Source organism: Pseudoalteromonas sp. (genome assembly GCF_018402495.1).
Taxonomy (GTDB): domain Bacteria; phylum Pseudomonadota; class Gammaproteobacteria; order Enterobacterales; family Alteromonadaceae; genus Pseudoalteromonas.
Window position 1 is genome coordinate 42,046 of sequence record NZ_JAGYIU010000005.1, and the last position, 24,736, is coordinate 66,781.

Annotated in this window: 22 protein-coding genes; 13 read left to right on the forward strand and 9 right to left on the reverse strand. The window is 42.2% G+C overall.

Annotated elements, in window-relative coordinates:
• Positions 1-258: 258 nt before the first annotated feature.
• Together KG708_RS17865 and KG708_RS15285 are read right to left on the reverse strand one after the other, a co-directional pair.
• The gene (locus KG708_RS17865; protein ID WP_213611206.1) at positions 259-2,154 is read right to left on the reverse strand and encodes a UvrD-helicase domain-containing protein; all 1,896 of its coding nucleotides are present in this window, start codon (positions 2,152-2,154) and stop codon (positions 259-261) included.
• An 8-nt stretch (positions 2,155-2,162) separates the two neighbouring features.
• Complete coding sequence (locus KG708_RS15285; RefSeq protein ID WP_213611208.1) at positions 2,163-4,121, reverse strand: AAA family ATPase; 1,959 nt, start codon at positions 4,119-4,121, stop codon at positions 2,163-2,165.
• 222 nt (positions 4,122-4,343) lie between these two features.
• Between KG708_RS15285 and KG708_RS15290 the strand changes: the two genes are divergently transcribed.
• The 10 genes from KG708_RS15290 to KG708_RS15335 all read left to right on the forward strand — a co-directional run bounded on the left by KG708_RS15290 (position 4,344) and on the right by KG708_RS15335 (position 14,294).
• Positions 4,344-5,027 (forward strand): hypothetical protein, encoded by a 684-nt coding sequence (locus KG708_RS15290; protein ID WP_213611210.1) that lies wholly within the window; start codon positions 4,344-4,346, stop codon positions 5,025-5,027.
• Entirely contained in the window at positions 5,020-6,144 is a 1,125-nt protein-coding gene (locus KG708_RS15295) for an XRE family transcriptional regulator (protein WP_213611212.1), read from the forward strand. Before KG708_RS15290 ends, KG708_RS15295 begins: the two co-directional genes overlap by 8 nt.
• A 289-nt stretch (positions 6,145-6,433) precedes the next feature.
• Positions 6,434-8,128: a DUF927 domain-containing protein gene (locus tag KG708_RS15300; protein ID WP_140061458.1), complete on the forward strand. Its 1,695-nt coding sequence runs from the start codon at positions 6,434-6,436 to the stop codon at positions 8,126-8,128.
• A complete protein-coding gene (locus KG708_RS15305) occupies positions 8,125-8,409 on the forward strand; it encodes a helix-turn-helix domain-containing protein (protein WP_134990521.1) in 285 nt (94 codons plus the stop codon). The genes KG708_RS15300 and KG708_RS15305 overlap by 4 nt, the downstream gene beginning before the upstream one ends.
• Positions 8,410-8,634 (forward strand): hypothetical protein, encoded by a 225-nt coding sequence (locus KG708_RS15310; RefSeq protein ID WP_213611214.1) that lies wholly within the window; start codon positions 8,410-8,412, stop codon positions 8,632-8,634.
• A gap of 248 nt (positions 8,635-8,882) precedes the next feature.
• On the forward strand, positions 8,883-9,503 hold the full coding sequence (gmk, locus tag KG708_RS15315) for a guanylate kinase (protein WP_213611216.1): 621 nt from the start codon (positions 8,883-8,885) through the stop codon (positions 9,501-9,503).
• Between the two features lie 125 nt (positions 9,504-9,628).
• The gene (gene rpoZ / locus KG708_RS15320) at positions 9,629-9,904 is read left to right on the forward strand and encodes a DNA-directed RNA polymerase subunit omega (RefSeq protein ID WP_008108220.1); all 276 of its coding nucleotides are present in this window, start codon (positions 9,629-9,631) and stop codon (positions 9,902-9,904) included.
• 127 nt (positions 9,905-10,031) lie between these two features.
• The gene (spoT, locus tag KG708_RS15325; RefSeq protein ID WP_213611218.1) at positions 10,032-12,137 is read left to right on the forward strand and encodes a bifunctional GTP diphosphokinase/guanosine-3',5'-bis pyrophosphate 3'-pyrophosphohydrolase; all 2,106 of its coding nucleotides are present in this window, start codon (positions 10,032-10,034) and stop codon (positions 12,135-12,137) included.
• Positions 12,138-12,149: 12 nt separating this feature from the next.
• Complete coding sequence (locus KG708_RS15330; protein WP_213611220.1) at positions 12,150-12,542, forward strand: RidA family protein; 393 nt, start codon at positions 12,150-12,152, stop codon at positions 12,540-12,542.
• 147 nt (positions 12,543-12,689) lie between these two features.
• Positions 12,690-14,294: a FapA family protein gene (locus KG708_RS15335; protein WP_213611222.1), complete on the forward strand. Its 1,605-nt coding sequence runs from the start codon at positions 12,690-12,692 to the stop codon at positions 14,292-14,294.
• A 32-nt stretch (positions 14,295-14,326) separates the two neighbouring features.
• Here the strand turns inward: KG708_RS15335 and asnA are convergent, their stop codons facing one another.
• Positions 14,327-15,322: an aspartate--ammonia ligase gene (gene asnA, locus KG708_RS15340; protein WP_213611224.1), complete on the reverse strand. Its 996-nt coding sequence runs from the start codon at positions 15,320-15,322 to the stop codon at positions 14,327-14,329.
• Positions 15,323-15,507: 185 nt separating this feature from the next.
• Here asnA and asnC point away from each other — a divergent pair, with 185 nt between their 5' ends.
• Genes asnC through recG form a run of 3 tightly spaced genes read left to right on the forward strand, consistent with a single transcriptional unit; the run spans position 15,508 to position 18,833 of the window.
• On the forward strand, positions 15,508-15,966 hold the full coding sequence (gene asnC, locus KG708_RS15345; protein WP_213611226.1) for a transcriptional regulator AsnC: 459 nt from the start codon (positions 15,508-15,510) through the stop codon (positions 15,964-15,966).
• A gap of 41 nt (positions 15,967-16,007) precedes the next feature.
• Complete coding sequence (gene trmH / locus KG708_RS15350) at positions 16,008-16,694, forward strand: tRNA (guanosine(18)-2'-O)-methyltransferase TrmH (RefSeq protein WP_213611228.1); 687 nt, start codon at positions 16,008-16,010, stop codon at positions 16,692-16,694.
• Positions 16,695-16,751: 57 nt separating this feature from the next.
• A complete protein-coding gene (gene recG, locus KG708_RS15355; RefSeq protein ID WP_213611229.1) occupies positions 16,752-18,833 on the forward strand; it encodes an ATP-dependent DNA helicase RecG in 2,082 nt (693 codons plus the stop codon).
• 119 nt (positions 18,834-18,952) lie between these two features.
• Here the strand turns inward: recG and KG708_RS17725 are convergent, their stop codons facing one another.
• The 6 genes from KG708_RS17725 to rpsL all read right to left on the reverse strand — a co-directional run bounded on the left by KG708_RS17725 (position 18,953) and on the right by rpsL (position 24,580).
• The gene (locus tag KG708_RS17725) at positions 18,953-19,045 is read right to left on the reverse strand and encodes a hypothetical protein (RefSeq protein WP_366513625.1); all 93 of its coding nucleotides are present in this window, start codon (positions 19,043-19,045) and stop codon (positions 18,953-18,955) included.
• Positions 19,045-19,854, reverse strand: coding sequence for an IS66 family transposase (locus tag KG708_RS15360; RefSeq protein WP_301003463.1), 810 nt, complete (start codon positions 19,852-19,854; stop codon positions 19,045-19,047). The genes KG708_RS17725 and KG708_RS15360 overlap by 1 nt, the downstream gene beginning before the upstream one ends.
• Positions 19,855-20,248: 394 nt before the next feature.
• Positions 20,249-21,433 carry an elongation factor Tu gene (tuf, locus tag KG708_RS15365; RefSeq protein WP_013463851.1) on the reverse strand — a complete coding sequence of 395 codons (1,185 nt, stop codon included), beginning with the start codon at positions 21,431-21,433 and terminating at the stop codon, positions 20,249-20,251.
• A 62-nt stretch (positions 21,434-21,495) separates the two neighbouring features.
• Positions 21,496-23,610 (reverse strand): elongation factor G, encoded by a 2,115-nt coding sequence (fusA, locus tag KG708_RS15370; RefSeq protein WP_213611230.1) that lies wholly within the window; start codon positions 23,608-23,610, stop codon positions 21,496-21,498.
• A 27-nt stretch (positions 23,611-23,637) separates the two neighbouring features.
• Complete coding sequence (gene rpsG, locus KG708_RS15375) at positions 23,638-24,108, reverse strand: 30S ribosomal protein S7 (RefSeq protein ID WP_010392135.1); 471 nt, start codon at positions 24,106-24,108, stop codon at positions 23,638-23,640.
• A gap of 97 nt (positions 24,109-24,205) precedes the next feature.
• Positions 24,206-24,580 carry a 30S ribosomal protein S12 gene (rpsL, locus tag KG708_RS15380; RefSeq protein WP_002958885.1) on the reverse strand — a complete coding sequence of 125 codons (375 nt, stop codon included), beginning with the start codon at positions 24,578-24,580 and terminating at the stop codon, positions 24,206-24,208.
• Positions 24,581-24,736: the final 156 nt, after the last annotated feature.

Below are 24,736 nucleotides of genomic sequence, written 5' to 3' on the forward strand. Positions count from 1 at the left end.
TATGTGGGACCTTGGAAATCAAAGCTGAAGTGGACGGAACATTAACTGGTATTATCAAAAACTTATGTGGGGCTTTGCCTGCATGTTTTCGATAGCGCTTCTGACTTTCACATGTGAAAGTCCCTGAGGGGGCTTTCAGCCCAAAAAATCAGAAAGCTAACGTTTGATGCTCTTTGGATTACGCAGACTTTGTATCATACAAACAAGGTATCCAAATGCGACCATACGGGCGCATTTGGATACCTTAGCAAAAAATACTTAGCTAGGTGGGATCACATACTCCTGTACACCAGCAGTCGTCAGCAACGCATAAAAATCTGCGACCTTGATTCTTTGTCCTCTTTGCTGACAATAGGAAAATATTGCTCTTTGTTTCGCACGAGACAGTGCAACAAAAAATGTCGATAACCCTTCGGAATCGCCAGGTCGATAGGACCACCAAGCATTATCATCGATCCCCATGAAAATAGTTGTATCGAATTCCAGCCCCTTGCTTTTATGAATTGTCATTAGCGGAATCTGATTTGTACCTTCAAATTCTTCCAGGAAATTTCCCCAGCAACTCTGGGTATCAACACAGTTTGTAAAAAACTCTTCAAGTGCTGCCAGATTTATTTCAAGTAGATCACCAGTAGCGTAACGAGCAAATGTTTTCCGAAGATCATTCAAATCAATAAAGGCAATAATTCTTTCAAAAACGAGGCGAGCATTGTCTGGTGTAAACGATTGTCGCATCAACTCCTTGAGTTCAGAAATAAATAATGCTAACCGGCGTTCAACCTGTCTCAGTGCTTTTTCATCTTCTTGGGTTGTGTTACGAAGCTGCTGTACATCTGCTGATAACTGATTCCAAACTTGCGCATTTCGATGCCCAAGTCCTAGCCTTAGAAGATTAGAGAACAAAATAGTCAACTCCTCAGCAAGTAAATCCTGAAGAGTAGTTTTACCTATTTTCACACTTTCATTTCGCAAGCTAAGCCCGTACTGAGTTAAATACGAAGATAGCTGCTCTTCGTAATCCTCAGGTCTTTGGCGCACCAGAACGGAATAGTCCCTTGGGTTCAATGACCTGCTTCGCATGTCATTCGCAATCCACTGCGCCAAGTAACTGGCCTCATGATCTACGTTACGGCTAAAACAAACCCAAGCTGCATCACCAAATACCTGATTGTGATTACTTGTTTGAACCTCTCTCACCTCATGGTCAATAGCTTGTGCAATAACATGTTGTATCCTGACCAATTCAGGTGAAGAGCGGTGATTAAGTAACAGCGGATATCGTTGTGCCGAAAAATCAGCCTCAAACTGATGGAACGCATCACCTCGGGCCCCAGCCCAACCCATGATCCTCTGCTTATAATCCCCCACAACCATTACAGTTGTTTCACTATAACCGAAGGCTGACAGCAGGAAATCATACTGACCATAAGTCGTATCTTGGAATTCATCCACAAATACATATGGATACGTTGCTCTCAAAGCTCGTCGCACATGGTCATTGGTACGAATTATATATTCAGCCAGCCGGTTTATTGTCATAAACGTCAGCTGTGATGACTCTCCATCTCCGCAACGTACTTGTTCGGCTAACCAATTATCATAAAGAGTCCGTTCACCGATGTCGTTCGAAGCTAGACCAAGTCTCCTTGAGCCAACAAATGTAGACTCAAAAGTTACTGGATTTATTCTGGCTACAGCATTCAACAATCCAGAGACATGACTATTTTTTTGCCGCTCTCGACCTAAAAAACGGGTTATCTGCTGGCGAGTTGCAAAAGTGACATCATATGGTTTTGTTGGTCTCCACTGTGGTGGCAACGCCATACGAAAACGGTCAACTATATTTTTAGAAAAAGCGTCGAAGGTCATCGAAACAAATCGACTACCTAGTTCTTCTGGACACCGTTCTTCCACCCTATCTGCGAGATTTTTTGCAGCATCGGTCTTAAATGAAATGGCTAGAATTTTTTGGTTTGGTGGGCATAGGCCAGTCTCAAGCAAATATGCAGCTTTTTGCGCTAAAAACTCTGTCTTTCCTGCACCTGGGCCGGCGATAACGCTTGTAGACTCTCGTCGCCATAGTGCTTGCCAAGCATTTGGCTCAAGCTCGTCGATCCCTTTGGGCTGCCAATGATCGGGTTGAATAAACTTCACCTAGCCCCCTAGCTTTGAAGAGCTGCGTGAATAGACTGAACTAACGCTCGCAGTTCTTCTGGCGCGTTCTGGGCCAACTGTTCTGGCGGAATAGATCCAAGCACTCGGATGTGCGTGCTAGGCTTACCTCTTCCTAAGAACAGGTATCTGTACCAGCGCAGATTAAGTAGGTCATCAGCATAAAATTCAGGGTTTCCCTCGTCGCCCATGACGGCATCACCAGGCTCCCCACGACTAGATGGGCCGGTAGAGCTTTCGTCGGGTGCAATCCGATATTGTTCGGGAAATGCTTTTAGCATCGAATAATCAATGTCTAATGGGCTGGAGAAGTATACGTTAAAACGGGGGTGACGAAGATAGCTAACCCAACGACTCATAAATTCATAATCATCACGCCTGAAGGTATCAAACTCAGCCAGATTTACAGATACCCCGTCAGCATGCACTCCATGAGTAAAAATACTTTCAGCCGGTATTCCATATTCTATTAACTTGGCGACTGCGTTCTTAATCCTTCCCCAGCCACCGCCGTGCCGCCCCCAATCAAGATCGAGTAATGTGATAAAGGGGATCTGTAAATCTGTTAGCAAACGCCACATGTGGTTTACATGTCGGCCCCCTAATGGAACCATGGCGACAAAAGACTTATCGATTGGTATTCCCATCGCTTCTGATATAGCTGGAAGAATTACCTCTTCGGAAGCCCCCTCCCCGAGAACCACGACCTTAGCGAAATACAACTCTGGATAGGCTCTCACCGCTTGCTGGATGTACTTTGCAGCTTCATTCTCTTCATCGGGTAAAGTCAGTTGACGAACAACAGTGGTGTTTGATTCTGTTGCTAGCCTGAAGTGCCTTACTTGCGTTGGTTGGATCCTGGCGAGAATGCTCGGCGAATGACTAGATAGTACTGCTTGAGCTCTTAAGCCATGCACTAGACTGCTGATCTGGCTTATGATTCGAGATAGATAGTATGGGGCTAGGTTATTCTCCGGCTCCTCAAGTGCCAATATAGTCAATGAGGGCAAGGGCAAGTCTGCACCAAGAAAATCGTCACTCTCTGGTTGGGCTAAGATCTCGGTTTCAACATCGAGAGTGGCTGAAGTCATGGCGATGTGAAACAACGAACTTTGGCCATCACTTAGCTCATCAATGCTTCGATCGCGACCACTTTCATCTGGGTGCAGCAGTACCTCTACCTTACGAACAAACTCTTCAAAACGTAGGTCAACCGGACGAAACTTCGGTGTACTATCAGTTCCAGCAGAGTGCAGTTCCTGCCAACGCTCTGTGAGCTTTCCGGTAACGGTTCTAATCGCCTTTTCACCCTCAAAAGATTCGTTCAGCTCTGTGGCCTTTTGAGTAAAAGATGACCGAACTTGTTCTGACCAATTAATAGCCTTCCAAAGTCGGCTTTTCAGAAAGGCTGATACCTGAGAAACTGCGCATCGTGTCGCAGGGACGTAAATCAATTGGATTCGAGAGCGATCCGCTGGACGCACGTTACAAAAATCTGCCTCTTCAGGCTCACCCCATGTAGTGACCGCTCGGAACTGACTCGTAATGTATCCATCTATTGAACCATCATCTTCCCATTCCGCGTCCAAGCGCAAACGGCACTTCAGTTTGCCGCCCTCATCTGTAACGCTCATATGATGAAAGAAATCTGGTACCACAGAGTGATCTCCGTCTTCATCTTCCAGTTCGGGGAAGGCGACAATGGCTTCAAGCGTCAGAGTCCGCTTACTGGGTATTTCTTCTTCCAAAGAGGGGATATGGAAGTCTTGACGACGTATCGTCCGCTGCTCATTGGATATGCCGAACATTCGCTGCAAGGCCTGCATCAAGGCTGTTTTTCCAGAGCCATTAGCCCCAACCAAAGTCGTAAAATCAGACTCCATAGAGATAAACTGTCCTTCAGGACCAAAGCTTCTAAAATTTTTTATGCTAACAGACTCAATGTACATCTCGATTTCCTTCCAGTGACACTTATATACAACTTGGGGCATATGAGAAAGATTTCAACTACTTATCAGTATTGTATCCCTAGGATGTATTAGTCAGGAAGTTAATAAAATGTCTAATGTGGACAAAGCGATAAGCATACAAAAAAGACAAAAATACCACGTTTCTTGTTTTTTGATCTCGATCGAGGTTAAAATACAGGAAATGGGATTAAGGGGAACTATATGAACTCAGCGCTAAGCAATATGGTCAATAATGAAAAGAGCACGATAGTCGAAGATGATCATCGAGAACACTTAGTATCTCATCGTCCACATATCAAGGAAGCATTACAACGTGGCTTGAGTGCCCGAAAGAGAATGACCGAAAACAACCCAGCCACTAGTGGTGGTCAATATTTTTATGGTGATACGATTCGTGCTCTGCGAGAACTACTAAAACCATACGGATACGTAAGAGAATCAATTCGTAATGTAGAGCTTACAATCAACAAAGATGAAGGGATTGCTATCTACCTCTGTAGTGCTTGCGATCAAACTGGAAATCTTGCTGGTTTCCCGCAGTCCATTACAGACAAGGGTGACTTTACTCTAGATCTCTTAGCGCTTAAGTTCGAAGAATCTCTCAACTATGACTTGTTCCCAGAAACACTTCCTGAGTCGAATCAAAGAAACAAACTAAATTGTGATGTTTGGTTCCTTCTCCATCATTTTGACAAAAACAACAATAAGATTACCGCTGAACTTGCAAGACCTGTATCCTACAATAAACGAGGTTACGTGACAGGATTTGATCTTGAAAATCGTATAATTATTGACATGAACAACGAAGAGCTCGTTGATTCACAAGTCGATTTTAATGATGAAATTGACTTTGATATCGAAGAAATAAGTAACGACAATGTTTAACTCATTAAGACTAAAAATTGCCAGAGAAAGAAGAGGATATACAAAAAAGGCGTTAGCCGAACTAACAGGGATCACCACGAGAACGCTTTCGACGTATGAAAATAAAGGGCTTCTAGACACAATTGACTCAACCTTAGTGAGTCGTATTGCAGATATCCTCAATTATCCTACTGAATTTTTCTACGCGGATAATCCCGAGCAAATAGTAAAAGAAGGCGTAAGCTTCCGAGCTATGACGAAGCTTAGTGCATCCAAAAGAGACGCGGCTCTAAGTGCAGGAACGTTAGCCGTTGAGTTTAATGCTTGGTTAGAAAGTCGATTCAATCTGAAACAACATGATATTTTAGATTGCAGTAATGAAGATTTCGCAGATCCTGAAAGTGCCGCACAACTGCTACGAGAACATTGGGGCCTAGGTGAGTTATCCATTTCAAATATGATTCACCTTTTGGAATCTAAAGGGGTACGTGTCTTTTCATTGACGGAGAATTGTGTCGAAGTAGATGCATTCTCATTTTGGCTAGACGAGAAACCTTTTGTTTTTCTCAATACAATGAAAACTCCAGAACGCAGTCGCTTCGATGCCGCTCATGAACTTGGGCATCTTGTATTACACAAACATGCATCCAACAACGGGCGCCAAGCAGAAGAACAAGCTGATCGATTTGCGTCAGCATTTCTGATGCCGAAAGGAAGCATTCTTGCGAAAGTGCCATCATACCCTTCGCTCAACCAACTATTGAAATTGAAGAAATATTGGAAAGTATCGTTGGCAGCTCTAATACGAAGAACTTTTGACTTAGGGTTGTCTTCAGAGTGGCATTATCGTCAATTAAATATTGAACTATCAAACTATTACGGCAGAAAATCAGAGCCAGAAGGTTTGGAGAGCAGAGAGACATCTTTAGTACTTCAAAAGGTTTTCAATAAATTAAGAGAAAAAAACTTATCTCGAACCGAAATACTCAATGAACTGAAATTACCCCAAGATGAACTTTCAGCTTTAACATTTAACAACCCATTTTTTATGTTAAAAACTGTTGTATCAAACAAGGGGGGGGAGGCAATTCACCTTTCAACTAAAGCCACTCAACCAATCCTAAGAGTTATTAATTAACAAAGCGTTGTTATGGAGGGATCATATAAATTGATCCCTCATATTGCTTACCTCTCGAGATTCCTCACTCCAAGTTTCACATGTGAAAACGTATCACTTTATGATACTAAAATAGCCATTCGACCAAAGTTATCCTTATTTTGTTTTAAATTGCCTGCCAAATCGCTCACCAAAGGCAGTTCCAGATGCCTAAAAACGTTCCCTGCAACGATAGTCTATTCATGTCGACGAAATGAACTGAAAACACTTGAAAAACACAGTGCCGCGGCCAATCCAATGAGGATTTGCAATGAACTTAACAATAGAGAAACGAGATGAGGGGTTGATGTCTTTACCTGAAGGCGCACCACCAGAGCTAATAGCGGGGCCTATCTCTGTTAAAGCTCACACGTATGATCCAGACTTTAAAAAAGGATTTGGTATCTTAATTCAATGGCGTTCAAGGGTAGGTGAGCATCATGAACGAGTCTTTAAAATGAAAGATATCCTCGCAGATGGAGGACGCTCTATGATTCAAATACTTGCTGATACTGGCTTATACATACATTACAGGCAGGGTTACTGGAAACACATCATTGACTATATTTTGTCATCATCACCAACAGACACTGTAGTTACGGTTGATCAAACTGGTTGGTATTACGATCAATTTGTTACTCCAAGCTGGGTTGCCGGCTTTAGTGAACAAGAAGTGATTTTCCAAAATGATTCCGCAGAGAAGTTGAGTTCTAAAGGCACATTTATGGATTGGCAAAAGTCCGTTGCCCGCTTATGCCAAAACAATGCTTTAATGACTTTTTCACTGTGCTCAGCTTTCGCTGCTCCTTTGCTATCCAAATTAGATTGGGACTCATTTCTAGTACATTTTCTAGGCAGTTCTAAAAATGGTAAAACTACCTTATTGCGACTTGCGGCTTCTGTTTGCTCTGACTTTAATTACTGTGATTCTTGGAGTAGTACCAGCAACGGCCTCGAGGCCAGAGCTAAGTCACGCAACAACATGATTGTTCTGTTGGATGAATTCCAACAGGCAGATCCTGAATCGGTACTGACCGGTGTTTATCAACTAGGCAATGGCACATCAAAGCTAAGAGCGACCAAAAGTGCCAACCTGCAAGAGCAGTATCACTGGAACATTGTGGGGCTCTCGACAGGAGAAATTAGCCTTGCTCAAGTTCTAGCCCAAGCAAACCGAAAGGTTCAAGCTGGACAGCTTATGCGATTTTTTGAAATTCCTCTGTTTCAAAAACATGGAGCCTTCGAGCACATACATGGACTTTCCTCCGCTAAAGAATTTGCTGAACACATAGCCCAAGTAACATCACAGCAGCATGGTACAGCGCTTCAACCCTTTCTAAACCAGGTCGCGTCCATTGGTGACATCAGGGAAAAACTAACCTCAAGAATTAAATCAATATCATCGATGTGGTTTGATTGCTACGAACTAGCAAAAAACAATCAGATCAGTTTTGCTGCTGACCGCTTCGCCTTTGTCGCTTCCGTTGGCGAGCTTGCCATTGAATTAGGTGCGCTTCCGTGGAGTAAAGGCAGCGCCATTATGGAGATCGGGAAAATCTTTGAGGCATGGGTAGCCAACCAGGATGAAGATTGTGACTTTGAAGAACGACATATAAAGAACCAGCTGCGGCAAATAATTCCCAAGTGGCAGTATTCAATGAGTTTACCCGGTGAAATAGCCAAAAATGGATGGTGGCGATACGAGAGAGGCGAGCTTTGCTGGCATATCCATCGAGATGCGTTCAAGCGAGCTTTTAAGCTAGATTTTGACCATCAGGTCATTCAGACAGCGCTATTTCTGAAAAGGCAAGGCTGGCTGCAAACCAATGAGCCTGCTCGCGGCACATTCAAAAGCAATGTTTCTGGCCGTGCAGCTCGAAACTTTAAAATCTTCCCGACTAGGATTACAGAACAACTAGATCTCGATGTTGACTTCAGCCGTTTCCAACAAGGAGGTGAGGCATGATTTCCCAGTTCCCCATTTCCCAACGCGATAGAAACGAAGCTCAAGCTCTGTTGGCTGATATCAAAGCGGCAACCGAAGAGCTCCGCACTCTAATAACATCGCAAAAACAGTTCTTAAGCGCAGAGGAAGCTGCACAGTATGCAAACTTGTCTGTTAAGTACATTTATAAGCTCACGCATACCAAGCAAATCCCGCACTACAAACCGAACCGCAAACTGTACTTCAAGCGCGATGATCTCGATGCTTGGTTGATGTCTCACCGGGTAGAGGAGAAAAAGTAAATGCCTTATACTGAACCGACTTTGACACAAAGAGCAGAGATCTTGAACGCCTATGGTGAGTCAGAGCGCTTGGTAAGAGAAGCTGAGCGCAAGCAGATCACCTCAGTCAGCAATACCACATGGTGGCGACTAAGCCGAAAAGGCCAAGCTCCGGTAGCTAAGCAAATAGGTTCGACCAAATCTTGGTTGCTGTCCGATCTGCTGCTGTGGATGCAACATCAGTAAGTTAACCAAAATTTTTTTGGTGAGTATATCGGTGAGTAACAAATATTGGTTACTCACCATAATTGATTGAAAGCATTGATTTAAAGGGCATTATCAATGCTATTCTACGAGCAGATCCAGAATATTGAATAGCGCATAATGCTTTTTTGACTCACTTGAGCATAATTAGCTAAATAAAGTACAATATAATAGTTAAAGGCTTGAGCTGTTTATAGTTCGAGCCTGTTTATTTTTAGATAGAGATAAAAATGGCACACACTCGCGGAAACTTATTTATATTATCGGCCCCTTCTGGGGCGGGTAAATCTAGCTTAATAAATGCATTGCTAAAAAAGCATACTGATATGAAAGTATCGGTATCGCACACCACTCGTGCACCGCGCTCTGGTGAAAACAATACGGAACATTATCATTTTGTATCGGTTGATGAGTTTAAAACGCTGATTGCTAAAGGTGACTTTTTTGAGTGGGCGCAAGTATTTGATAATTATTACGGCACGTCTAAGCAAGCTATTGAATCACAGTTAGCCGCTGGCATTGATGTGTTTTTAGATATTGATTGGCAAGGCGCTCGCCAAGTTCGAGGAATAATGAAAGACGTAAAAACTATCTTTATTTTACCGCCGTCAAAGCAAGAGTTAGAGCAACGTTTAAATAACCGTGGCCAAGACTCAGCTGAAATTATTGCCGGGCGTATGGCACAAGCTCAATCAGAAACATCTCATTTCAACGAATATGACTATGTTGTGGTGAATGATAATTTTGATACTGCTTTAAGTGAGATAGAAAGTATTGTTATAGCACAGCGATTAACGCTAAAAGCACAAACAACGCGTCATCAAAATTTAATTAATGAGCTGCTTGAATAATCTAAATGAAGATTAATTGTGTGATCATACCTTAAAACAGATAAAAATTAACCACTAGCTATTGGCGAAACTTGCTGCGTGCAGTAAACTACGCCTTTGCTTTTAAATTATTTTGGAGTGCTAAGATGGCTCGCGTAACAGTTGAAGATGCAGTAGATGCAATTGGTAATCGTTTTGACTTAATTTTAGTTGCGGCCCGTCGTGCCCGCCAAATTGCTGTTGGTGGTAAAGATCCGCTAGTAGATCCTGAGAACGATAAGCCAACGGTTGTTGCTTTACGTGAAATTGAACTTGGTTTAGTTGATAATTCTTCAATGGATGTTATTGATCGTGAAGAACAACAACATCAAGAAGCGGCAGAACTAGCTGCTGTTGCTGCTATTGTTGGTGGCAATCAATAATCAACCGCCCGGTCTGATTTAGCTAACGGCATAGTATTTCACCTATAGCCGTTGGCAATCCTCTTTTTTCATCGTATATTCGTAACTTACCCTAACTTATTTGCTTCACGAGAACATTGGAGTGTGAATGTATCTTTTTGAAGGTCTTAAAAAGAAAATCTCAAAATACTTGCCAGCAAACGATGTTGAGCTAGTTCAAAAAGCCTACGTGGTAGCCCGAGAAGCCCATGAAGGTCAAACTCGCTCAAGTGGCGAACCATACATTACTCACCCCGTTGAAGTAACTCAAATACTCGCAAGCATGCATCTTGATCATGAAACGCTCATGGCAGCACTGATGCATGATGTGATTGAAGATACCGATTTTAGCCAACAAGATTTAGCTGAAATATTTGGTGAAACGGTGGCTGAGCTGGTTGAGGGGGTGAGCAAGCTCGATAAATTGAGCTTTAAAGATAAAAAAGAGTTTCAAGCTGAAAACTATCGAAAAATGATTATGGCAATGACCCAAGATATTCGGGTTATTTTAATCAAACTCGCCGATAGAACGCATAACATGCGAACATTAGGCGCACTTCGTCCTGATAAACGCCGCCGTATAGCGCGAGAAACACTCGAAATTTATGCGCCAATTGCTAATCGTTTAGGTATTCACGATATAAAAAATGAGCTAGAAGATTTAGGGTTTCAGGCTCTGTATCCAATGCGTCATCGTGCATTAAAATCTGAGGTAGCTAAAGCGCGCGGTAATCGCAAAGAAGTTATTTCAAATATTCAAACTGAAATTGAAGCTCGCCTTGAAGAATCAGGTATAAAAGCGACCGTATCAGGCCGTGAAAAGCACTTATATAGCATATATAAAAAAATGCTTAACAAAGAGCTACTGTTTAACGAAGTCATGGATATTTACGCCTTTCGTATTGCGGTAGATTCTATGGATACCTGTTATCGCGTACTTGGCGTTACTCATAACCTATATAAACCAATTGAAACCCGCTTTAAAGACTATATTGCCGTACCTAAAACCAATGGTTATCAATCACTTCATACTTCTCTAGTTGGCCCTCATGGTATCCCTGTTGAAATTCAAATTCGAACTTTAGATATGGATCATATGGCAGATAAAGGCGTAGCAGCTCATTGGATGTATAAAAAAGCGGGCGACAATGCAGGTCATACTGCGCAACAACGTGCTCGTCAGTGGATGCAAAGCTTATTAGAATTACAACAAAGCGCTGGTTCATCATTTGAGTTTGTAGAAAATGTCAAAACAGAGCTGTTTCCTGAAGAGATTTACGTTTTCACCCCTGATGGCCGTATTGTCGAGCTACCTATGGGCGCTACCGCTGTCGATTTTGCTTATGCGGTTCATACTGATGTAGGTAATACTTGTGTTGGTGCACGTGTTAATCGTAAGCCTTACCCTTTGAGCAAAGCCATTGATACTGGTCAAACAATAGAAATTATTACTAGTTCGGGGGCGCATCCTAACGCAACATGGCTTAACTTTATTGTTACAGGTAAAGCACGATTAGGCGTGCGCAATTATCTTAAAAGCCAACAACATGAAGAAGCATTATTACTGGGTCGCCGCTTACTTGACTCAGCCCTAGGTGAGAACAAGTTTGATAATCTGCCAACTGAAAATATTACACGAGTGCTTGAAGAACATGAGCTCTCTTCAACCTTAGAGCTACTGGTAGAAATTGGTTCAGGTAATTTAATGAGTATGCTGATTGCCAAACGCTTATTGCAAAATGATAATGATGACTTACACGATATTGCTAAACGTGCAAAAGCGACCATTATTGGTACCGAAGGCATGTTAGTTAATTATTCAAAATGTTGCCGCCCAGTACCTGGTGATGCCATTACAGCTCATGTAAGCCAAGGCAAAGGTTTAACGGTTCATCGTCAAGAATGTAAGAACATTCGCGGTTGGGAAAATGATCGTTCGAAATACCTAGTCGTAAAATGGGATGATAATCCAGAAAAAGAATACATTGCAGCTCTAAGAGTAGAAATAATTAACCACCAAGGTGCGCTGGCTAAATTAACCAATGTGGTCGCGACTACACAGGCCAATATTGTCGAAATAGCCACCGATGAAAAAGAAAGTAATTTATACGTGATAGACTTAGGGATCACAGTTAAAAACCGTATCCATGTCGCCAATATCATGCGTCGTATACGTGTGATGCCGGATGTACAAAAAGTCTATCGTAAAAAATAAAATAGGAACATCATGAATAAAGCATTTATATCAACTGATAAAGCACCTGCAGCGATTGGTACATACAGCCAAGCAGTAAAAGTGGGGACAGCCGTTTATTTATCTGGACAAATTCCACTTGTACCACAAACAATGGAGGTTATATCTGAAGACTTTAGCGAACAAACGCATCAGGTATTTAAAAATATTTGTGCGGTATGTGAAGAAGCAGGTGGTACGATTCAAGACTTAGTAAAAGTAAATATTTATCTTACTGATCTGTCAAATTTTGCCATTGTAAACGACGTAATGAGCCAGTACTTCAAACAACCTTATCCTGCTCGTGCTGCAATTGGCGTTCGCGCACTGCCTAAAGGTGTGCAAGTGGAAATAGATGGCATTATGGAGCTTCCTTCAACAAACTAATATTTATAAGCTATGAGTCCCGCTCATAGCTTTTATTCCAATCTATAGCTATATTTTGAGGAATTGTTGACTAAGAACTAAAATTCTAGCACTCTGTAATGATTCTATTTAATTAAACCTTACTTTAGTAGTAGAAAAGGATAATTTGTGTTTAAGCTTGCTCACAATGGCAATGTATTACTCGATACGAGTGAATTTGCACCCGCCAGTGCTGCTTTTATCATTGAAGCCATTGAACAGTCGCCTTATAGCGAGTGTGAAATCAATCATGATGCCATAAATAACTATTTCAAAAGTGCAACACCTGAACGTATTCTGATTGTTGCAACACGCCGTGATGCAACTTTAAGTGTTGAGCTCAGTGATGACAAAATGCTTGCAACTGGCACGCTTACTTTAGCTAAAGGTGGAAAGCCGTTAAGTTTTGATGAAGCAAAAAAAGAGTTAGTTAAAGCTCATGTTGCTCGAGGCTATAAAAAAGCATTTTTAGAGCAACTTTTACAAAAACAATTTGAACTTCCACCTGGCTCTGTAGTGAGTGGCCCACTCGCAAAGGGGCGCCTACCTACTGACGGTAAACCAACTCGATTTAAAGCTATGGTTGAAACCTTAAAAGATTGCCTTAAAGCGCCAAAGTTAAAAGAAGATGGCAGCGTTGATATGCGTGATTTTGGTAAGCTAGCAAGCGTAAAACCTGGCGAGTTACTGATACAGCAGCAACCAGCAACGCCTGGTCAAGAAGGATTTAATGTAGTCGGCGATGTATTACCTGCAAAACCCGGTGAAGTTCATGCCTTAATAGCCGGAGAAGGTACTGAAATATCAAAAACTAATCCAATGGAGCTACTCTCTACTATTGCTGGTGTACCGGTTGAAATAAATAACGGTATGCGTGTAGATGATATATTTACTATTACTGATGTCTCGGTAAAAACTGGCCATGTAGATTTTGAAGGCAGTGTAATAGTCAGTAAAAATATTGAGCCGGGGATGCGAGTTAACGCAACTGGCGATATTACAGTTCTAGGTACTGTTGAATCTGGCGAATTAACCGCAGGTGGCGATATAACCGTAAAACAAGGGGTTATTGGGCATCAAAAGCCTGAGGATAAATCACTATCTTGCAAGATAATTTGTGCTGGTGACATGCATGCCTCACATTCTCAATATTGCTATATTGAAGCTAATAATATACTGCTTGATCGTCAGGCCAGCCACAGCTTAATGAAAGCAAAAAATAAAATACAAATTGGCCAATCAGATTTACCGCAAGGCAAACTATTTGGGGGTAAAGTTTTAGATGCTACCAAATTAATTGCTGGAGAGATTGGCAATGAATCGGGTGCAAAAATGATCATTAATTTGGCCGCCTCAGCGGCTCAAATAACCAAAGATATTGATAAGTACTTTAGTAAGCTAACCGCCACTAATGAACAGTTTGATAGCTTACAAATGGCGTTAGAAAAAACAGATTTAATGACCGATGCAGATAAAAAAAACGAACTTCGCAACAAAATTGGAACTGCACAACTGCATCATAGTCAGCAAGCAGAGCAACTAGAAAAGCAAGTAACTCGTTTAGAACAAACACTAAATACCTTGCTTAATGAAGCCGCTTTAACTGTTAATAACGTATTGCACTCTGGTGTGGAAATCCATATTTTCAACAAACTGCTCAGAACGACTCGTAATTTTCCACCGAGCCATGTTAAGTTAGAAAATAATAAAATAGAAATAGAATTTAAAACCTAATTGTAAGGGTGCTGTCAGTAACAGCACCCCTTTTAAAGTAAACCATCTATATCTTCATAAGTTTGCGCTGGCCACACACCTACCTGTACCTGCCCTATATGTTGTTTTTGTAGTAACAGCATAGCCAAACGAGATTGACCAATACCACCACCAATTGTTTGTGGAAATTTACGTTCTAGCAATGCTTTATGCCAGTCAAACGCTAAACGATCTTCGTCCGCGGTAATTTCTAACTGAGCCTGCAGAACTTCGGGGCTAACACGGATCCCCATTGATGAGATTTCAAAAGCGTCTTTAAGAACAGGGTTCCAAACTAAAATATCACCATTTAATCCCATGTACTGTTCGCATGTTGGGGTTGACCAATCATCGTAATCTGGCGCTCTCACATCGTGAATTTTGCCATCGCCTAAAACCCCACCAATACCAATTAAAAATACTGCGCCATATTCTTGGGCAATCGCCTTTTCACGCTGCTTAGCATTAAAATCAGGGTACATTCTGCGCAATGCTTCACTGTGTATAAAAGTAATATCAGCAGGCAAGAATGGCGTTAATCCAAAGCTATCAGCCACATATTTCTCAGTGGCTTTAATCCCTTGATAAATAGTTTTAACTGTTTGCTTAAGAGTAGATAAGGAGCGCTGCGTGTTTTCACAAATAACTTGTTCCCAGTCCCACTGATCAACATAAACAGAATGAATTGGACTGAGTGAATCCTCATCAGGTCGTAACGCTTTCATTTGCGTGTAAATCCCTTCACCTTGTAAAAAGCCATATTCACCCAAAGTTTTACGCTTCCACTTAGCTAACGAATGCACCACTTCATATCGGCTATCTGCAATCGCTTTAATATTTACAGCTACTGCGTTCTCGTGCCCACTTAAATTATCCTGAGTACCGTCACCTACCTTAGCTAAAATAGGCGCTTGTACTTCAATTAAGCCCAATTTTTGCTCTAATTGCTGTGAAAAGAACTGTTTAACTTTACTTATTTGTTGCTGCTGCTGCACATAGTGTGAACTCATAATAATTGGCCTCATTCCCAGTTATTGTATTTGAACTGAGCGCTGCAATCACGCCCCAATGAAGTTATCGTAACAATTAAACGATTTAATTCAATAACCAACAACAAAAATAGCTTTAATATATTAAAACCACTAAAAAAATGGTATAAAAACATTAAATACAATAATTAGAAGTAGCTAAAATTATGGAAAATTATCAAATCGATAATCTCGACAAACAGATCCTGCATGCATTAATGGATAATGCGCGCACACCTTATGCTGAATTAGCAAAACGCTTTAGTGTCAGCGCGGGGACAATTCATGTACGAATTGAGAAAATGAAACAAGCGGGGATCATTACAGGCACTCAATTAACCATTAACACCAAACGACTTGGCTACGATGTATGTTGTTTTATTGGCATTAATTTAAACAATGCGCGGGACTACCCACAAACCCTAATTAAGCTTGAGTCATTAGAAGAAGTTGTTGAAGCCTATTACACCACCGGTAATTACAGCATTTTTATTAAAGTAATGACTCGCTCTATCGACCACTTGCAAGATGTGTTGATCAATAAAATACAAGCAATCGAAGCGATTCAGTCAACCGAAACCCTAATCTCATTACAAAACCCGATTAGCCGAACAGTGGTGCCTTAAGGTGAAAAATCTCGTATACTTTGCCGAAAAAGAGGACTCTCATGCAGCAAACTCGTTACCAAAGAATAGAAAGTGTACTTTCACGTCGTCAAACCGATCTTACCGTGTGTTTAGAAGACGTACATAAACACCATAACTTATCTGCTATTGTCAGAACGGCTGATGCCGTTGGCTGCCATCATGTGCACGCCGTCTGGCCAGAAAAGCAAAAGTGGCTAACCAATAACACCTCAGGTGGCAGTAAAAATTGGTTAAAAACACATCTTCATAGAAATATAGATGATGCCGCTGCCAGCATCCGTGCTCATAACCCTGACGTACAAATTTTAGCAACTCATTTAAGTGAAGATGCTGTCGATTTTAGAGAAATTGATTACACCAAACCTACCGCCATTATTGTCGGACAAGAAAAAACGGGGATCTCAGAAAAAGCGCTTGAATATGCAGATCAAAATATAATTATCCCCATGCAAGGCATGGTGCAATCGTTAAATGTATCTGTTGCTGCAGCATTAATCCTATTCGAAGCGCAACGCCAACGTGAGCTTGCAGGATTATATAATAGAGATATGCTAAGTGAAAAAATAAAACACCCAATGTATTTTGAAGGCTGCCACCCAATTATTGCAAGGCAGTGTAAGCAAAAGAACTTACCTTATCCCGCACTCGATGAAAACGGCAATATTATCGCCGATGAACAATTTTGGCAGGCATTAAAACATACTTGATGCATATACAGTGTACCAGTACACTTAACCCATTAAATAACAATAATTGAGCCTATTTTGTCTAAACCTAGCTTAAGCCAATACCCAATCACAGAGCTTAAAGGCGTTGGCCCTAAAATGGCAGAGCGACTTTTCAAGCTAGGTATTACCACAGTGCAAGATATGCTTTTTCATTTACCGCTAAGGTATGAAGACAGAACGCATATTTATTCTATTAGCGAGCTTACGCCCCACAGCCATGTAACGGTTCAAGCAACTATTGAAACCAGCCAAATTACCTTTGGTAAAAGGCGCATGCTGGTTTGCCAAATAAACGACGGCACAGGCCGATTAACACTGCGATTTTTTAATTTTACCGCAGCACAAAAAAACGCATTTAGCGCGGGTAAAATAATTCGCTGTTTTGGCGAAATACGTCGCGGACGTGTTGGCTTTGAAATGAGTCACCCAGAATACAGTATTAGCGACACTTTTGAACAGCAACCTACCAAGTCAACACTCACGCCAGTCTATTCAACAACCGAGGGGTTAAAACAACTTTCCATAAGGGCGCTGAGTGAACAGGCAATAGAATTACTCAAAAAGTATTCAGTAGAAGAGTTGCTCCCTCAACAATGGCAACCATCGCAACTAGCATTAAGTGATGCACTATTACTACTGCATCGCCCCCCTAATGATGTTGATATCATTGCACTTGAACAAGGGGCTCACCCAGCCCAACAACGGCTCGTTTTTGAAGAGTTGTTGGCTCAAAATCTCAGCCTATTAAAAGTAAGAGAGCAAGGACAACAAGTTAAAGCTATTGCTCTTGAGCCCACTAATCCATTAGAAGCGCAATTTCTAGCACAATTACCCTTTGCGCCAACCAATGCACAAAGCCGTGTAGTATCAGAAATTAAAACAGACATGCAACACGCCTACCCCATGATGCGACTCGTACAAGGCGATGTTGGCTCTGGTAAAACATTAGTCGCAGCCCTGAGCGCTTTAACTGCGATAGCGCAAGGCTATCAGGTCGCATTAATGGCGCCAACAGAGATATTATCAGAGCAACACGGAATCAACTTTTCCAGCTGGTTTGAAAGCCTTGGAATAACGGTTGCTTGGCTAGGCGGTAAAACAAAAGGAAAAGAGCGCATTAATACGCTTGCAATAATCGCCTCTGGTGAAGCGCAGATGATTGTGGGTACTCATGCGTTATTTCAAGATGAAGTAAAATTTAACAACCTTGTACTTATCATCATTGATGAACAACATCGTTTTGGAGTGCATCAACGTTTATCACTGCGTGAAAAAGGGCGTTTTGGTGATTGTTACCCACATCAACTAGTAATGACAGCAACACCTATACCACGTACGCTCGCGATGACTGCTTATGCAGATTTAGAAACCTCAGTGATCGACGAATTACCTCCAGGGCGAACGCCTATAACTACCGTTGCTATTCCTGATACCCGCCGAGATGACATAATTACTCGAGTGAGACTTGCCTGTAACGAACAAGGTAGACAAGTTTACTGGGTATGTACTCTGATAGACGAGTCTGAAGTATTACAATGCCAAGCAGCGCAAGACAGTGCTTTACAATTAAAAGAAGCCTTACCTGAACTTAATATTGGTTTAGTTCATGGGCGAATGAAAGCCACTGAAAAGCAAGCCATTATGAATGAGTTTAAAGCGGGAAACATTCATGTACTTGTCGCAACAACCGTGATCGAGGTCGGTGTTGATGTCCCCAATGCGAGCCTAATTATTATTGAAAATCCAGAGCGTTTGGGGTTAGCACAACTTCACCAATTACGAGGTCGTGTAGGACGTGGAGCAACCGCATCGCATTGCGTTCTTTTATATCATGCACCACTTTCTCATACTGCACAGAAGCGATTAGGAGTACTGCGCGATAGTAACGATGGCTTTGTTATAGCAGAACGTGATTTAGAGATACGCGGCCCAGGCGAAGTTCTTGGAACTAAACAAACCGGTTTAGCCGAATTCAAAATTGCTGATTTAACCCGCGATAAACAAACACTCAATCAAGTAAGACCCATCGCACAACAAATGCTTAAGCAATATCCTCAGCATATAGACCCACTTATTCACCGTTGGTTAGGTAATAGATCAAACTACGCACAAGCATAATCAATTTTTAAACTTTTGATAGCTACCTAAAACTTGATGCGTTTTACCTCGCACCTTCATGGTAGGCGTATAGATAACGATATTTAAGCTTTGCTTTGTAAACGTCTAGCTAACGACACCTAGTTTTGTTTAATGTTCCGGGATAACAGCGGCTCAAGGTTGCTTGACTGATCTGCAATATGTTGCAAGCACTTTGAAATATAGTCATGCACTACAAGGTCATTTGCCTTTGCAGTTTCAACAAGACTATAGAGTATACGCTGGCATGTGCGCCATTACTAGTATTTGAGAACAACCAGTTTTTTCGCCCTATTACGAACGGTTTTATTGCTCGCTCTGCGCGGTTGTTATCAATGCTGAGCCTACCATCCTCTAGGTAACGCCTGAATTTCTCAAACTGATTTATCGCATAGGTAATTGCTTCACCTAACGCCATTTTTGGTGGGATTTTATCTTTATGCTTGAGTAACCATTGATACAATTCATCAACGATTGGTTTGGCTTTTCTCTGCCTAATCTTGAATTTTTCATCGGCCGCTTTTCCTTTGATGGCTTGCTCAATACCGTAGAGCTTGCGAATAAGGTTTAGTGCTACATCCGCTTTAACTGTTTTTTTATTATTGCCTTTAGCCTTGATGAATTTACGGCGTATATGCGCTAGACATGCGACGAGTGTTGCTTTCGTTTGCTCGTATGCCTTGTAGCCGTCAACGTGCATGTAGCCTTCGTAACCATCAAGGAAATCAACCGCACATTGGCCTGCGCGACTGTTATGGTAATCAAACAGGACAATATTGGTGCCTTTACCTGGTTTATCATCGCCGCAACAATACAGCCACATATAGCTGGTTGCTTTATCTGCATTAATGACGTTTAACGGGGTTTCATCGCCGTGAATAACCGGTTGAGATAGCAACACGTCTTTTAAGCGTTGATACAAAGGGAACAACAGGTCTGCGCAGCGCAACATCCAGCTCGACATGGTTTGTCTGCTCAACTCAATACCAATATCGCCTAACATGGTTTCTTGGCGATAAAGTGGTAAACCAAACTGGTATATTTATACATGATTATTTGGCTCAACAAGCTGGGCGTTGCGATGCTTTTTGGAATGGCTGTTGCGGGCAAAACTCAGTAATAGTTAAATCGCTGGCTTGTTGTTCTTCAATAATACTGCGCCACTGCTCAGGCTACGTGTTTTTTTCATGACTATCTCCTCGTTAAAATTCGGAAATAGTTTAATAATTTTAATTAGTTACTGACAGATGCACTTTACTAGATGCTTACCTACAATAGTTGCTACAAAGCACCTACCCCTAAGGTAAGAGCGCCACCTTCACATGACACAAATTATAGGCATTAAAAAACCCGAGACTAAGCTCGGGTTTTTTCGTATTAATTAGCTAGGCTAATTATTACTCTACGATAGTTGCTACAACACCAGCACCTACAGTACGGCCACCTTCACGGATAGCGAAACGAAGACCTTCGTCCATCGCGATTGGCGCGATTAGCGTTACTGTCATCTTAACGTTATCACCAGGCATTACCATTTCTACGCCTTCTGGTAACTGTACGTCACCTGTTACGTCAGTTGTACGGAAGTAGAACTGTGGACGGTAACCTTTGAAGAATGGAGTATGACGACCACCTTCATCTTTCGAAAGTACGTATACTTCTGAAGTGAATGTAGTGTGTGGCTTGATTGAACCAGGCTTAGCTAGTACTTGACCACGTTCAACGTCTTCACGCTTAGTACCACGTAAAAGTGCACCAATGTTCTCACCAGCACGACCTTCGTCAAGTAGCTTACGGAACATCTCTACACCAGTACAAGTAGACTTAGTTGTCTCTTTGATACCAACGATTTCAACTTCGTCGTTCACGTTGATGATACCAGCTTCAACACGGCCAGTTACAACAGTACCACGACCTTGGATTGAGAAAACGTCTTCGATAGGCATGATGAATGGCTTATCGATGTCACGCTCTGGCTCTGGGATGTATGTATCTAGTGCTTCTGCAAGCTCTACGATTTTAGCTTCCCATTGCTCTTCGCCTTCAAGTGCTTTAAGTGCAGAACCTTGAATTAGTGGTAAGTCATCACCTGGGAAGTCGTATTCAGAAAGAAGTTCACGAACTTCCATTTCTACTAGCTCAAGTAGCTCTTCGTCATCAACCATGTCACATTTGTTCATGAACACAACGATGTAAGGAACGCCAACTTGGCGAGAAAGTAGGATGTGCTCACGCGTTTGTGGCATAGGGCCGTCAGTCGCAGCAACTACTAAGATAGCGCCGTCCATTTGAGCAGCACCAGTGATCATGTTTTTAACATAATCGGCGTGTCCAGGACAATCTACGTGTGCGTAGTGACGAGTTGGTGTATCGTACTCAACGTGTGAAGTTGAGATTGTGATACCACGCTCGCGCTCTTCTGGAGCGTTATCGATTGATGCGAAATCTTTAGCAACACCGCCGTATACTTTTGCAAGTACGTTAGTGATTGCTGCAGTTAGTGTAGTTTTACCGTGGTCAACGTGGCCGATTGTACCTACGTTTACGTGCGGTTTTACGCGTTCAAACTTTTCTTTTGCCATCTTAAAAAATTCCTAATAAAGAAATTAAAGCCTGACTCAGTATTGAGCCAGACAAGCTAAAATCATATAACAGCGCGAGCTGAAATTATTGTATCTGCAACCTGTTTTGAGGCTTCAGCGTACTTCAAAAACTCCATAGAGTATGAGGCACGGCCTTGAGTTGCAGATCGTAAAGCAGTCGCATAACCAAACATTTCAGATAATGGAACCTGCGCATTAATTTGCTTAAGGCCACCAAGTGCATCTTCCATGCCTTCGATCATGCCGCGACGACGGTTTAGGTCGCCAACTACATCACCCATGTTTGCTTCAGGAGTGAGTACCTCAACCTTCATTACTGGCTCTAAAAGTGCAGGGTTTGCATCAAGCGCACCTTGTCTCATAGCCAGTGAACCTGCTATTTTAAATGCCATTTCATTCGAATCTACATCATGGAATGAACCATCAAATAAAGTCGCTTTAACGCCAAGTAATGGGTAGCCTGCCAGAACACCTTGAGCCATTTGCTCTTGGATACCTTTGTCTACCGCAGGGATGTATTCTTTCGGTACTGAGCCGCCTACGGTTTCGTTAACGAACTCGTAAATTGGGGCTTCATCATCCGAAATATCCATCGGTTCAAGTTTAAGCCAGACGTGACCATATTGACCACGACCACCTGATTGACGTATAAACTTCCCTTCAACTTCAACAGTTGAACGAATAGCTTCTCGGTATGCAACCTGCGGCTTACCAACGTTACATTCAACACTGAATTCACGTTTCATACGGTCGACAATGATATCAAGGTGAAGCTCACCCATGCCAGAGATAATCGTCTGGCCTGACTCTTCGTCAGTTTGTACGCGGAAAGACGGGTCCTCTGCCGCTAGTTTACCTAGCGCGATACCCATTTTATCCTGGTCAGCGATTGTGCGAGGCTCAACCGCAACAGAGATAACTGGTTCAGGGAACTCCATACGCTCAAGCGTAATAATAGAATTCGGATCACACAGTGTCTCACCTGTTGTTACGTCTTTGAGACCAATAGCCGCCGCGATGTCGCCTGCGTGGACTTCTTTGATCTCTTCACGTGAGTTTGAATGCATCTGAACGATACGACCAAGACGCTCACGCTTACTTTTTACTGGGTTATATACCGCATCACCCTGTTTAACAGTACCAGAGTAAACACGGAAAAAGGTCAAGGTGCCAACAAACGGGTCTGTTGCAATCTTAAATGCAAGTGCAGCAAACGGCGCTTTATCATCAGCAGGACGCTCTTCCTCGGTACCATCTTCGAGGATACCTTGGATTTGTTTCACTTGTGTGGGTGATGGCATATATTCAACAACGCAATCAAGCACAGCTTGAACGCCTTTGTTTTTAAATGCACTACCACAGGTCATGGGAACAATTTCGTTCGCTAATGTGCGTTGACGCAAAGCATTTTTAATTTCTGCTTCGCTTAACTCTTCACCTTCTAAGTATTTATCCATTAGTTCTTCAGAGGCTTCAGCAGCGCTTTCAACTAAATGAGAGCGCCATTCTTCAGCTAAATCCTGAAGTTCTGCCGGTATTGCCTCATAAGAGAAAGTCATACCCTGGTCTTCATCATTCCAGTTAATAGCTTTCATTTTAATAAGGTCAATAACACCTTTAAAGTCGTCTTCAGCGCCAATTGGCAGCTGGACTGGAACAGGCGTTGCTCCAAGACGAGATTTCACCTGGCTTACAACCGTTAAGAAGTCAGCGCCCGTGCGATCCATTTTATTTACGAAGATCATTCTCGGAACTTCGTATTTGTTCGCTTGACGCCAAACGGTCTCAGTTTGCGGCTGTACACCCGATGAAGCACAAAGAACAACTACCGCACCATCTAGTACACGCAAAGAACGCTCTACTTCGATAGTGAAATCTACGTGTCCTGGGGTATCAATAATATTGATGCGATGGTCGTCAAATTGCGCGTCCATCCCTTTCCAGAAACACGTTGTTGCAGCAGAAGTGATTGTGATACCACGCTCTTGTTCCTGCTCCATCCAATCCATAGTTGCGGCGCCATCATGTACTTCACCGATCTTATGAGAAAGACCTGTGTAGAACAGAACACGTTCTGTTGTGGTGGTTTTGCCTGCATCTACGTGAGCACAAATACCGATATTGCGGTAACGCTCAAGTGGAGTTGTACGTGCCATAAAATCCTCTTAAAGGTTAAGGACAGATTACCAACGGTAATGAGCGAATGCTTTATTCGCTTCAGCCATACGGTGAACGTCTTCACGTTTCTTAACCGCAGTGCCTTTGTTGTCAGCAGCGTCAACGATTTCTTGAGCTAAACGTAAGCCCATAGATTTTTCGCCACGCTTACGTGCAGCGTCTACTAACCAACGCATACCTAATGCGTTGCGACGTACTGGACGTACTTCAACTGGTACTTGATAAGTTGAACCACCAACACGGCGAGATTTAACCTCTACCTGTGGACGGATGTTATCAAGTGCAGTTTCAAAAATTTCTAGGTGCGACTTGCCTGATTTCTCAGCAGCCACGTCTAGCGCACCATAAACGATTTTTTCAGCAGTAGATTTCTTGCCGTCTAACATTACGATGTTAACGAATTTAGCAAGAAGTTCCGATCCGAACTTAGGATCTGGAAGAATTTTACGTTGACCTATTACGCGTCTTCTAGGCATTTTGTATCTCCGGTTTATTCAGGTTTGTCCTTTTGGAACAATCACCCAAAACAATAATTAATAATATTTAGTGCTTGGCCTTACTAACGGAAAACAATTAGCCTTTAGGGCGTTTTGCACCGTATTTAGAACGAGCTTGACGACGGTCGCTAACGCCTGCACAGTCAAGTGCACCACGTACAGTGTGAAAACGCACACCTGGTAAATCTTTAACACGACCACCACGGATTAGGATTACACTGTGCTCTTGAAGGTTATGACCTTCACCACCGATGTATGAAGTTACTTCGAAACCGTTAGTTAAACGTACACGAGCTACTTTACGTAACGCCGAGTTTGGTTTCTTAGGTGTAGTTGTATATACGCGAGTACATACACCACGCTTTTGCGGACACGCTTTAAGCGCAGCTGAGTTACTTTTAGTAACCTTGCTACGACGTGGCTTACGCACTAGCTGGTTAATAGTTGCCATTTAAATAGCTCCTGAAATTAAAATTACTACTGAAAAAAATAAAAAATCCGCCCTTGTTTTACCAGCATGTTTTAAACGTGCAAGTAAATGGGTGGCGGAATTTTAATGAGCAAAGATTGACCTGTCAACCTAAACCGCTCACAAGGCAGTAGATAA

What these genes read in the sequence shown, in the direction of transcription:
- rpsG (WP_010392135.1), bottom strand. Translation starts at nt 24,108, where the DNA reads ATGCCTAGAAGACGCGTAATAGGTCAACGTAAAATTCTTCCAGATCCT.
- KG708_RS15360 (WP_301003463.1), bottom strand. Translation starts at nt 19,854, where the DNA reads ATGTTAGGCGATATTGGTATTGAGTTGAGCAGACAAACCATGTCGAGC.
- fusA (WP_213611230.1), bottom strand. Translation starts at nt 23,610, where the DNA reads ATGGCACGTACAACTCCACTTGAGCGTTACCGCAATATCGGTATTTGT.
- KG708_RS15300 (WP_140061458.1), top strand. Translation starts at nt 6,434, where the DNA reads ATGAACTTAACAATAGAGAAACGAGATGAGGGGTTGATGTCTTTACCT.
- KG708_RS15310 (WP_213611214.1), top strand. Translation starts at nt 8,410, where the DNA reads ATGCCTTATACTGAACCGACTTTGACACAAAGAGCAGAGATCTTGAAC.
- KG708_RS15305 (WP_134990521.1), top strand. Translation starts at nt 8,125, where the DNA reads ATGATTTCCCAGTTCCCCATTTCCCAACGCGATAGAAACGAAGCTCAA.
- KG708_RS15290 (WP_213611210.1), top strand. Translation starts at nt 4,344, where the DNA reads ATGAACTCAGCGCTAAGCAATATGGTCAATAATGAAAAGAGCACGATA.
- rpsL (WP_002958885.1), bottom strand. Translation starts at nt 24,580, where the DNA reads ATGGCAACTATTAACCAGCTAGTGCGTAAGCCACGTCGTAGCAAGGTT.
- KG708_RS15295 (WP_213611212.1), top strand. Translation starts at nt 5,020, where the DNA reads ATGTTTAACTCATTAAGACTAAAAATTGCCAGAGAAAGAAGAGGATAT.
- asnC (WP_213611226.1), top strand. Translation starts at nt 15,508, where the DNA reads ATGGAAAATTATCAAATCGATAATCTCGACAAACAGATCCTGCATGCA.
- trmH (WP_213611228.1), top strand. Translation starts at nt 16,008, where the DNA reads ATGCAGCAAACTCGTTACCAAAGAATAGAAAGTGTACTTTCACGTCGT.
- rpoZ (WP_008108220.1), top strand. Translation starts at nt 9,629, where the DNA reads ATGGCTCGCGTAACAGTTGAAGATGCAGTAGATGCAATTGGTAATCGT.
- KG708_RS15330 (WP_213611220.1), top strand. Translation starts at nt 12,150, where the DNA reads ATGAATAAAGCATTTATATCAACTGATAAAGCACCTGCAGCGATTGGT.
- spoT (WP_213611218.1), top strand. Translation starts at nt 10,032, where the DNA reads ATGTATCTTTTTGAAGGTCTTAAAAAGAAAATCTCAAAATACTTGCCA.
- KG708_RS15285 (WP_213611208.1), bottom strand. Translation starts at nt 4,121, where the DNA reads ATGTACATTGAGTCTGTTAGCATAAAAAATTTTAGAAGCTTTGGTCCT.
- asnA (WP_213611224.1), bottom strand. Translation starts at nt 15,322, where the DNA reads ATGAGTTCACACTATGTGCAGCAGCAGCAACAAATAAGTAAAGTTAAA.
- tuf (WP_013463851.1), bottom strand. Translation starts at nt 21,433, where the DNA reads ATGGCAAAAGAAAAGTTTGAACGCGTAAAACCGCACGTAAACGTAGGT.
- gmk (WP_213611216.1), top strand. Translation starts at nt 8,883, where the DNA reads ATGGCACACACTCGCGGAAACTTATTTATATTATCGGCCCCTTCTGGG.